The organism is Campylobacter concisus UNSWCS, from assembly GCF_000466685.1.
GTDB lineage: Bacteria > Campylobacterota > Campylobacteria > Campylobacterales > Campylobacteraceae > Campylobacter_A > Campylobacter_A concisus_A.
Map to the genome: position 1 here is coordinate 1 of NZ_ANNG01000125.1, position 271 is coordinate 271.

Genomic DNA, 271 nt, shown 5'->3' on the forward strand with positions numbered 1-271 from the left:
AGAAGAGGTGTTATTAGTAGCTTCTTTATATTTAGCGTCTGCTACTCTTAGCTTTATGCTAGTATCTTTTTTAAGCTCGCTTAGGCTTTTTGGTTTAATATCTTTTAATATATCTTGCAACCTAGCTATGCTTATACTCTTGCTTTTAGATATGCTGTAGCTTTCATGGGTATTAGTAGCGTTTAGAATGGTGGTTTGGTTTGCTTTTACCTCTATATTTTTATCTGAGCTTAAATTTGCTGTGATAGTCGCATCAGATGTGTTTAAGTTT

General features: G+C 33.2%; 1 protein-coding gene. It reads right to left on the reverse strand.

The features are described 5' to 3' along the window. A partial coding sequence (locus UNSWCS_RS12170; protein ID WP_035144211.1) for a hypothetical protein occupies nucleotides 1-271 on the reverse strand: 271 nt, incomplete at both ends.